Origin of the sequence: Candidatus Marithrix sp. Canyon 246 (assembly GCF_001723685.1) — a bacterium.
Taxonomy (GTDB): Bacteria; Pseudomonadota; Gammaproteobacteria; order Beggiatoales; family Beggiatoaceae; genus Marithrix.
In genome coordinates, this window is the sequence record NZ_MCBX01000016.1 from 65471 (window position 1) to 75502 (window position 10032).

Below are 10032 nucleotides of genomic sequence, written 5' to 3' on the forward strand. Positions count from 1 at the left end.
TATTCTATTGAGGGCATAGAGGAAATTGTAGGTTGGGCTGACGACAGGAAGCCCAACATTTTGCCATGATTCTGTTGGGCTTCCTGTCGTCAGCCCAACCTACGAGCTACGAGCTTAATTCCAAAAAGTATTAAAACTTATCCTTCGGTACTTATTGAAATAAGTGTTAAAATACTTTGTCGTACCTACTTACCATTAGATGCCTGATCAATTGTCCTTGATTATTTTTTATTTCTGTGGTTTCAGAAAAATAAAGCTTGAACTGACGCAAAGATATGCAGTAAGCCCAAAAAGCTATGAGTTATGAATTAATTATTTCGTACACAACGCGCTGAACGTGTTGTAGTCTCATTAGTGTTGAATTTGCTACCAATTTTCAGATTATATTCATCCCTATTATTAATGGCGACTGCTTTGGTAGGCTTATCGGTTCCACCGATAAAACACGAGTTAGGTCCAATAGCTTTAAATTGAACTGTAGCATTGTTTGTAGTTTTTATCATAATATCAGACAATTCATCTTGAATTGGCAACCTCCAATCAGTATAAGAATTTAAATTCAAATTATCACAATACGCTTTTGCTTGTGTCCATGGATTAGTTCGATGATGTTCATTATCTTGCCACATCAATGATGTTGAATGATCAATCAACACACCGTCTTTTGAAGTTAAATTAGCAGCAGAATTTGTAGTTTTATTTTCTACTGCCCAACACTGGTTATTACAAAGTTGTTGATTAACTTCTTCAAGGGTTCCAAAACGATGCCATTCACCATAAAATCCATACCAAAGATTATTTTCTGTAGTAATTAGAGCAGCTTGATATTCATTGTTATAAAAGCGCGAATATTGAATTTCATTTCCAGAACCATAAATTTGTGTTCCAGTCGCTGGAAAGAAATATTGAGCATAATCTTTTTCAATAACATCAAAAATGGCATTTGATTTATTTTCAAATGTTATTGCAGGAGTAGTATTATTGGAAGTAGTATCCGTTGGGGTGGTATTAGTTGAATTTCTACCATTTGATTTACCAAAAACTTGTACCCAATAATGCCGATACTGACTTGAATCTAAATGTGAATAACCAAAACCAATTTCTGTGTAATTGCTATTCAAAATATTTTCACGATGCCCTTGGCTATTCATCCATCCTTGAATAACATCTGCTGGTGAAGTGTTTCCTGCCGCAATATTTTCTCCGACATAAGAATCATTATAACCAGCCGCTTTAGCACGATCCCATGGTTTAGAGCCATTTAACCCAGTATGACTAAAATAGTTATTTCTAGCCATATCATCAGCATGGTTTTGTGCAGCTTGATTTAATTGATTTGATAAGCTTAATGCTGCTACACCTGCTTTTTGTCTTTCCAGATTTGTGAGCCTTAATAATTCAGCGTCATATTGACTCGCTGCTGTAGCAGCTGAAAATGTTATTAATATAACTATATTTAATGCAATATTTAGTTTAGTAAACATTATTTATACTCCTTCTTTTTTAATAAATTGAAATAAAACCACAGCATCATGTACTTTTTTTCCAAATGCATTTGCTTGTGGATGTTTGTTGGGAAAACGTTCTGTGCCATCATTGTTATATAAACCTGCTGAATATAAAGTACCCAATATATCTGGGCGGTTATTGATTGGAAATCCTACATTTTTCCATCGAGTTTGCATCATTTTTAGATAAGCTGCTGCATATAAAATATTGAGCTTAGGTGTCATCAGTTTGTCTATTAATTCTGCAACAGTTTGACTTATAGTCATCGTATTTTTATGCACTTGTCCCAAGTAAAAAACACTATCTGGATCATCTAACTGATGTTCGATGAAATAAGCTGTTTTTAACTTGATTTGACAGAATCCTATTGAACTATTTTTACCTAGTTTTGCCATAGTTACATCCCAAGCATCATCTGTCCAATCATAATTCAAAGTTCGTTCAGTATAGATGACTGCTGACAAATAATCAGGACGAATATTAAATATTAATGCCGCCCGCTGAATGAACGGCTGATATTTTTTTATCTTTTGTAAAGTAATATCAGCTTTTTCAGCAAACACTGGGTTTGATAAACTAGCTATCAAAGTAAATATAAGTATAATAATTTGAGACAAGCGCATAATAATAATTTATTTTGAAAATGCTACATCAAAAAGCCGTTCTTCTGGAGAAGCGCGTCTTCTAACATTAAAACAAGACTGTGATAAGCTTAAAGTAATTTCCCCATTTTCAGAAGTGCCATCACTGGAACCATAGACATCATTAGGAATACCAACAACACCTTTCAATTGATCTCCTTCAAGTATCATCCGATATTCCCGATTGGTACTCCAGCTACCATTATCATTAGCATCATTTTTAAAACCCAAAGCTCTGACACGTTTAATGCGAATCAAATAGCGCGTAGCTGTATTTGAGGGCAGTTTATCAAGAACTTCTTGAGAAATATAATCAATATCAACAAATTTACCATCAATTTTATATTGTGACAAAATATCACCTGTCACAACGGCTTCAAGATAATGATCATATTCTGATGCTTTTGCTGCATCTGAATGTAAGATACGCCCACCTACATAGCCATTTTGAACAATATTTAATTGTAAAGCGGTTAAGTGAACTTGATCATTGATCAAATATTTACCTTTCCAAATAGTATTACGCAATTTTTGTTCAAGTTGCTCTTTAGGTGAGGCTTTCTTTAACGCTCCAACAATGGCTAAATTATAATTATCAAGTAATTTAAATTGAACGTCATAAAACAAATTATCCCATAAAGTTGTTACTCCACCGAGACTTAAAGTATTGACCCCTGATTCATATGGAATCACATATGCCTTTGAAAAATCTATATTGGCATTTTCATCAGTATAAGCATTGCTAGTTATCAGTAAACCGGCTGCACATAATAATTTTTTCATCATCTACCTCTTAAACTATAAGTTAATTTTTAGCTCTAATAACACGATATACACTAGATAAATCATATGGGCGATAACGCGCTGGTTCCTGACGACTTTCTCCGCCATAACTTAGCATTAAGGCTGTTTTGTTACGGTAATCTAACCAATCTACAAATATTGCACTATGTTCAATATTTCCATAGGAATGGTTGAGGTAATAAAGAAAATCGCCCGGTTGAATCTGATTTCTACTAACATATGGTCCAGTCTTACCACCTTTAAAAATAGTTTGACGCTTACTTGGTCGATTTGAATAACCGGCACGATTATAAACCTCATTAGCATAATCCCAACATGATCCGGGAATAATAGATTTTTGAATCAGTGTCATTCGTCTTCCAGTGTATAATATTTTATTCCCATTGCGAGTAGCTTTTCGCTCAGCCGCTAAGATAATATTTTGTTGATTGACACTACTTCCAGCTTGTTTCTTTGGACATTGTTTAGGATTTGGTCGCATAAAATCATTTATACCTCCTAACAATCCGCCAATAGCCGCACCTTTTGCAGCAGTTTTATAGTCGCCTTTAGCGACTCCATAAATTGCGCCTACTAAGGTTCCTTTAGTTGCTGAATTAGAAACACAGCCGCTAATTAGTAACAAGAAAAATAATATTATTATTGATTTATATAATTTCATAATGTTTCCATGTAAATAAGTAGGTTGGGCTGACGAAAGGAAGCCCAACATTTCGGGTGCGTGCCGTAATTATGGAATTTAGGCTCAACGCCGTTGGTCGGTTCCGTAAACTCCACCGACCCTACAGATACTTTGCCCTAAAGCAAGCTTATTCATTAACCCCATATTTATCCAATGTCCACCACAATTGACCATCTTCAGTGGGCATAAATTTAAGATCTATCCACAAATTGGATGATGAACCAGTTAAGCTTTGATAACTGGCACTGGGCAGTTTGATATTGAGGTTAGGTGCAATAGTGGCTGCGGCGCAGTTGTTGGTATTGGTGGTGTTACTCAAGGGATCCTTGCTTGGCGTGGTTGTCGTTGTGCCACCGCCACTGATTTCTAATCCCAATAATCGACTGGTTTCTCTTAAACCATAAAAGCCTATTTTAGTGTAAGTAACATTTTCTTTTATTTCTATGCTTTTTGTTAATTTACCATTAGAAGCAAATATTTTAAGCTGATTACCTACAAAAGAGATCTTTGGTTCATCCCCTAAACTAGAAGATCCTTCCACGTATTTTCCATTAAGATATATGTAGGCATCATTAGAGTAGCCAAATTTTACGCGAATTTTATATCCATTCCCTTCCAAGTCAAGATATTGACCATCAACAGGCTTATGATTGAAGAAGATTGCAAAATCCCCCGATAAGTTCACAGAAAATTCAACCGACCCATTATCAAGCGCATCAGGTTCGCCAGAAAGCGCACCTTCTTTAACGACCACATATTTTCCGTAACTGGGTTTGCTACCTTCGGCTAAACTGGTTAAATTCAGTAAATCAGTTTTTGCCCAGACTGATTGAGATTGAACACATATTAATGTCAATAATGATACTGCAAACAAGTTTTTCATATAAATTTACCTCTAAATATAAATTAAACAAACAGGTCAAATAAAATTGTTCATAGACTATAAAATGCTGACTGTCATCCATGATATGAGTTCATTACCATTATGTAACATCAGCGTATCCTAGATGCTATTTGCAATTTCATTGAACGAGGCTACAGACTACTTCATCTCTAATCCAAGAACAAATACAAGTTGAAAAAAATTATCTTGGAAACTTCTATCACTATGTAATAATATAAAAAATATTAAAATAAACATTCTCAAGACAAAAGTTTCCAAGATCATTCTTGGAATAGCGGAAACCATGAAATGAAACTACAAGTTTTTGGTAAATTAAGATTAGTTAATGGAAATGATAAGGCTTATACTGCACAATTAGGCTTATTAATAGCAACTTATATAGTGATGGAACATCAGGGCAAAATAGATCGTGAATATTTATGTGATATATTTTATCCAATGAAACCTACTTGTCCTGATAATTTTAATACTATCAGTAAACAAATTTATGAAGAATTATGGAGATATAGTATATCCGCTCGATATAACAAGGAAAAACCATATTCTATAAATCATCATGATGTTAGTGACAATCTTGAATCAGCTCATGAACAATTAAAAGATTATGATGTAATTAAAAATGCTACGCTAATTAATAACACTTGGAATTACAAGCTTTCTGATAAATTTGATAATTATCTATATAACTTGAGAAACTTTGATGAAAATGAGTGCAAAATCAAAACAATTAAAAAGGTTTCTGAAAATATTTCTAATATAAGAAAATTTATACCTCCAGATAAGATAGATGAAATGTTGCCCACAGGCAAACGAGGAAAAGCAAATGAGTTTTTTATCATCAACTTACCCATTAATGTAACTGATCTTGAAAATGCCTTAGCTGAAGAAGATATTAAAACAATAAAAACTGTTTATACAGGAGAGTTTTTATTAGATATAGAAGGTTCTAGAACTTGGTTAGCTCCTAGACTTCGCTGTTGGATTCAAGAGAAATGTCAAGATTTTGATAAAAAAGTTAGGGAAATTCTTGAAGATGATGAACGCAAATCCTGTAATTCTATTACATCAAATACATTTTTACCCTATTTCGATTTCACTGATAATACTGTCAGGCGATCTTCGATAGTTAATGTTATTACAAATAATTATCAATATCCTGATAATAAAGTTAGAGAAAATTCACACAACTTGCCTCCCCATTTGCGTCAGCATCTACTAAATAAGATGAATGAGGAATGTGATAGCATACAATTGCAAAATCAATGGATTAATACTCAAGTATCAATTAAAATTTTGAAATATGATTCAGAAAAAACCGTTGCTATTTTGGATCATCAATTTTTTACAGCTTTTTTTGAACAAAGTTATGGTTTTATGATCTTGTTGGGAGAAGCTGGTATGGGTAAGACTATAGCTCTATCTAATATTGCTCAGGAATTAATTGATAAAGCTAAAAATAATATTCAAAAACCAGTACCCATTATTTTATATTTAGCAGATTGGGATACGAGGTTTGCATCTTTTGAGGATTGGTTAAAACATGAACTAATATTAGTTGGATTACCAGAAAATAACATCGAAGCTGATTTTAAATTATTGGTTCATGGTAAAACATGTGTATTTTTATTAGATGGATTTGATAATTTACCGCCACAACAACGCATGGATCGTCTAGCATCCATCAATAGTTTTATTCATAAATATGGTGAATCTGAGTTAGGAGGCATCTTAATTACAAGTCGCCCAGATGAATATCAATTCGCCAAAGATTTATTAAATAACAATATAAATTTCCGTTTTTATACTGAAGCCACTATAAAAGCTTTAACCAGTGAATTTAGTCATAATTATCTAAACAATCATCATATTGACTATCCAGTAGATGATAAATTCAAACAAATAATTGAAACTCCATTAGGTTTAAACTTACTTGTTGAAACTAATAATATTTCTGAAAACAATCTAATCTCCACATATATTAACTTGCGTTTTGACAAAATGAAGCAACCGCCATATCAGAAAGAACAAGTCAAAAAGTGGTTAAGCAATATTGCAAATTCTATTACTATAGGTAAAACTTTTAATGTTGAAGTTTTACCAGTAAAAATGCTAAATGAAAAACAACAACAAACTTATCAATGGTGGTTTACTTGCTTGTTTGGAATAGTATTTGGTGCAATGATGGGTAGTATTGGAGGTTTGATTTTTGGTAAAAGGTTTGCAAATCAAGTAATTGATAACAATGATGTTATCTTACCTGATGCTTTAATGGGAATTCATTACACATTAACACAGTGGATAAATCATGATTTACTATTTTCTAAAATAGCTTTAGTAATTTCTTATGCAAGTATCGGTATATTATGCAGTTTATTTATGAGCGTCATAACTTTATTATTATCAAAACCTTTCAGTTTTCCTATATTTCTATCAGGATATTTAGCATTATTTTCAGGTATAACTGGCTGGTTAGTTGATGGTGGGCAATGGAGTTTTTTTGTAATCATTCTATATGGCAGTCTGGGAATATTAGTAGGAATTATGGTAGATCCTGTACATACAGATCCTTTAGAAATTACATTAGGTAAAGAAATACGATTAAACTATAAACAAATCCTGAAAAAAGCCTTATCGGCGTTATTATTTATTCCTGTGACTATCTTGATGATGATAGGATTTCACTTGCTAATTCCTAAATTAACAATTGAAATGGCTTTATTACAAGGATTTATAATAGGAACAAGTTTAAATTTAGCTTATATTTTCTATTTATCAAAAAAATCAGAGGATTGGAAAACACACATATTTCTTCCCAGTCATAAAATTAAAGCAAGCTTACAACGCAGCGCGTTAATGACCCTAGTAATTGCTGGAATAATTACTTTATTTGTTACAGGTTTGAGTGCATCTACATTAGGATGGTGGGGAGCATTGAGTTTAGGGCTTCGTATAGGTATGACATTAGGAATTATATTTGGTTTTATGTTTTATGGCGGAGTTGAAGTATTAAAACATGTAACATTACGATGGTTTATGTATCATCAAGGAATCGCACCGAAAGATTATATAGATTTTCTTGAATATAGTAAAAAACTAATGATTATGAAATCACAAAGTGGCGGATATGCCTTTAGACATGATTTGTTTCAAGAATATTTCAAAGCCAAAAATTAATCAAAACTATCAGACCTGTCAGGGGCTATTGTTGTATTGTAGGTTGGGCTGACGAAAGGAAGCCCAACATTTTGCCATGATTCTGTTGGGCTTCCTGTCGTCAGCCCAACCTACGAGCTAAATCCCGATGAGCTTTATTTACGGATTACAAGTTGAACATACAGGGCGGGCACCAGATATTGTATTCAAGGCACCTCCAATACCTGCCATTATCCCAAATACTCCTTTCATTCCCAAATATGGTGACTCTTTAGAAAGATTCCCATGTATTTGTTGCATTTTACCCAAATTCCACCAATGGTAGCCTGATTTGCGAATCGCTATATCATGTCGTATAGCCGCTTCATTTTGAAGGTATGTTTTATATCTTCTATAAACTCTTTTACTTGGATCAATACCTTTAGAAGCATCATTCATACCTGCATAATAAGCACCATGAGATATAATCTGTGCTGGTAAGCTAATTAGTTTTTTAGTAATATTTTTTAGAGAATCTCTAATTTTCTTTAAGTAACTAAAAGAGTTACTCGCTACTCCATTCGAAAACTTTCCGCCGCCAATTGCTGATGCAGTACCAGCTGCGAGCATAGAACGTAATTTGCCACCTATTTGGCCCATTATTTCTGTCATAAAACCATGTTCAAAGCGTCCACCCTGAGCCATATTCTGAAAGCCTTGCACAACACCATTAGTAATTGTTTTGCTTGCGAAATGAATAAACGGGTGTGCTATTTTATCTAAATTTCCAACACCAAAGTTTAGCCCTGCAATAGCACCGCCAATCAATCCGCCTTTTAGCCCTGCTTTTAGTGCATTACCAATATTACCACCATTCACTAAGGAACTAGCAAATGCGCCACCAAAACCAAAGCCTGCACCTGATAATATCGCTGTTCCCAATGCGCCAAAACCAAGCGCAGTACCAATACCAAACGTAACCGCACCAATCGCCAATCCAGCTATGGTTGCAACAACAGGTTTCCAAATTTTCTTAACAAACCTTTTCACCGCACGAAAGATTTTCTTAAAGAAAAACCCACTTGGATCACTATAAGATAGTGGATTATTCAGTACATAGGAATATCTATTTAAACTTTGCATATTTCCCGGTGATTGTATCACTGGATCGGCTGATAAGAAGCGTCCCAATACTGGGTCATATACTCGTCCGTTCATATGGATTAGGTTTACTTCATCCAGATGTTCGTGTCCAGTAAAGCCTCTACGCAAGCTGGTATTATTTACTAAGTCAATAATTTCTTGTTGGCTCAATGTGTCCCATTTTTCAGAACGACGTTGTCCCCACGCATCAAAACTCAAACTGGTATCTAATGTACCTTTTTCATCGGTGAGGCTTTCAACTGAACCTAAATGGTCGCGGTGCAAATAGCTGGTTTTTGATGTGTTGTTGCTGTCATCTATATGTACGGCTACTGCTTTATCACCTGCAAAGATGTGATGTTTGTATTGTGTCACGCCGCTGCTGGTTTCTTGTTCATACAGTTTGCCTAAATACAGTAATTCTGTTATCTGTCCATTGCTTACAATGGTTTGCTGATAACGCGCACGGTCTGGATTATATTTGAAGCTCAATTCTGTTGTGCCTTGGCTAATCAATGTAGGTTTATTATATGAACTATATTGAATTTGTTGCCCATTTGAATTGGAGATTCTATTGCCTACTGCGTCATAGGTATATGTTATACCGCCTGCGCTAGTAACGGCATGAGGTCCAGCATTGTTGGCTCCATAGGCATACATTCCCACGCCTGTCTTGGATAAAATATTACCTATTTCGTCGTAACTAATATTTACTATTTTACCACCAATTATTTGTGTGCGAGTCAGGCGATTTAAGCCGTCATAACTGAATTTTTCTGTTAGATTGAAACCTTTATTTCGTTCTAATAGATTACCTAAAGCGTCAAACTTATAACTTAAATCTTGCACTGAGTCAATTTTAATGGTTTGCAGAAAACCTGTTAGTGGATCATAGGTTTTTTGTGTGCTTAAACCATTGCCAAATTGCTGTTCTTCTAACTGCCCTCGCGCATTCATGGTTTTTGCTTGCCAGTATTGCGTATTGTTATTGGCATTACGCACTATTGATAAATAACCATAATCATTGTATTCATGTAACACCGCAAAACCAGTGGGATAAGTCAGTGCTGCAACGCGCCCGTAATGATCGTATTGAGTGTTGAGAGAGTATGTTTGTCCATTCATCAGGCTGCTGGTTTGTGTTAAACGCCCGAAGCTGTCATAACGGTGTTTTTGCTGATAAGCATCTGCACCTGTCATTGTTGCCAGTTTGCCAA

At 34.5% G+C, this 10032-nt stretch carries 7 protein-coding genes; 1 reads left to right on the plus strand and 6 read right to left on the minus strand.

Going from position 1 to position 10032, the window contains the following annotated elements; genetic code table 11:
* Positions 1–308: 308 nt before the first annotated feature.
* From BHU68_RS09980 to BHU68_RS10000, 5 genes are all read right to left on the minus strand, one after another.
* The gene (locus BHU68_RS09980) at positions 309–1484 is read right to left on the minus strand and encodes a CAP domain-containing protein (RefSeq protein ID WP_069470891.1); all 1176 of its coding nucleotides are present in this window, start codon (positions 1482–1484) and stop codon (positions 309–311) included.
* Positions 1485–1487: 3 nt separating this feature from the next.
* Positions 1488–2132 (minus strand): hypothetical protein, encoded by a 645-nt coding sequence (locus tag BHU68_RS09985; protein ID WP_069470892.1) that lies wholly within the window; start codon positions 2130–2132, stop codon positions 1488–1490.
* A 9-nt stretch (positions 2133–2141) separates the two neighbouring features.
* Positions 2142–2933, minus strand: a complete 792-nt coding sequence (locus tag BHU68_RS09990) for a hypothetical protein (protein ID WP_069470893.1) — start codon at positions 2931–2933, stop codon at positions 2142–2144.
* A 22-nt stretch (positions 2934–2955) separates the two neighbouring features.
* Positions 2956–3615, minus strand: coding sequence for a hypothetical protein (locus tag BHU68_RS09995; protein WP_069470894.1), 660 nt, complete (start codon positions 3613–3615; stop codon positions 2956–2958).
* 148 nt (positions 3616–3763) lie between these two features.
* Entirely contained in the window at positions 3764–4519 is a 756-nt protein-coding gene (locus tag BHU68_RS10000; protein ID WP_069470895.1) for a hypothetical protein, read from the minus strand.
* Between the two features lie 309 nt (positions 4520–4828).
* On the opposite strand from BHU68_RS10000, the gene BHU68_RS10005 reads away from it, so the two are divergent.
* A complete protein-coding gene (locus tag BHU68_RS10005) occupies positions 4829–7714 on the plus strand; it encodes an NACHT domain-containing protein (RefSeq protein WP_069470896.1) in 2886 nt (961 codons plus the stop codon).
* A gap of 138 nt (positions 7715–7852) precedes the next feature.
* On the opposite strand, the gene BHU68_RS10010 is transcribed toward BHU68_RS10005, so the two are convergent.
* Positions 7853–10032: RHS repeat domain-containing protein (locus BHU68_RS10010; protein ID WP_216115520.1), on the minus strand; the 2180-nt coding region annotated here is incomplete at its 5' end.

What these genes read in the sequence shown, in the direction of transcription:
- BHU68_RS09980 (WP_069470891.1), bottom strand. Translation starts at nt 1,484, where the DNA reads ATGTTTACTAAACTAAATATTGCATTAAATATAGTTATATTAATAACA.
- BHU68_RS09985 (WP_069470892.1), bottom strand. Translation starts at nt 2,132, where the DNA reads ATGCGCTTGTCTCAAATTATTATACTTATATTTACTTTGATAGCTAGT.
- BHU68_RS09990 (WP_069470893.1), bottom strand. Translation starts at nt 2,933, where the DNA reads ATGAAAAAATTATTATGTGCAGCCGGTTTACTGATAACTAGCAATGCT.
- BHU68_RS09995 (WP_069470894.1), bottom strand. Translation starts at nt 3,615, where the DNA reads ATGAAATTATATAAATCAATAATAATATTATTTTTCTTGTTACTAATT.
- BHU68_RS10000 (WP_069470895.1), bottom strand. Translation starts at nt 4,519, where the DNA reads ATGAAAAACTTGTTTGCAGTATCATTATTGACATTAATATGTGTTCAA.
- BHU68_RS10005 (WP_069470896.1), top strand. Translation starts at nt 4,829, where the DNA reads ATGAAACTACAAGTTTTTGGTAAATTAAGATTAGTTAATGGAAATGAT.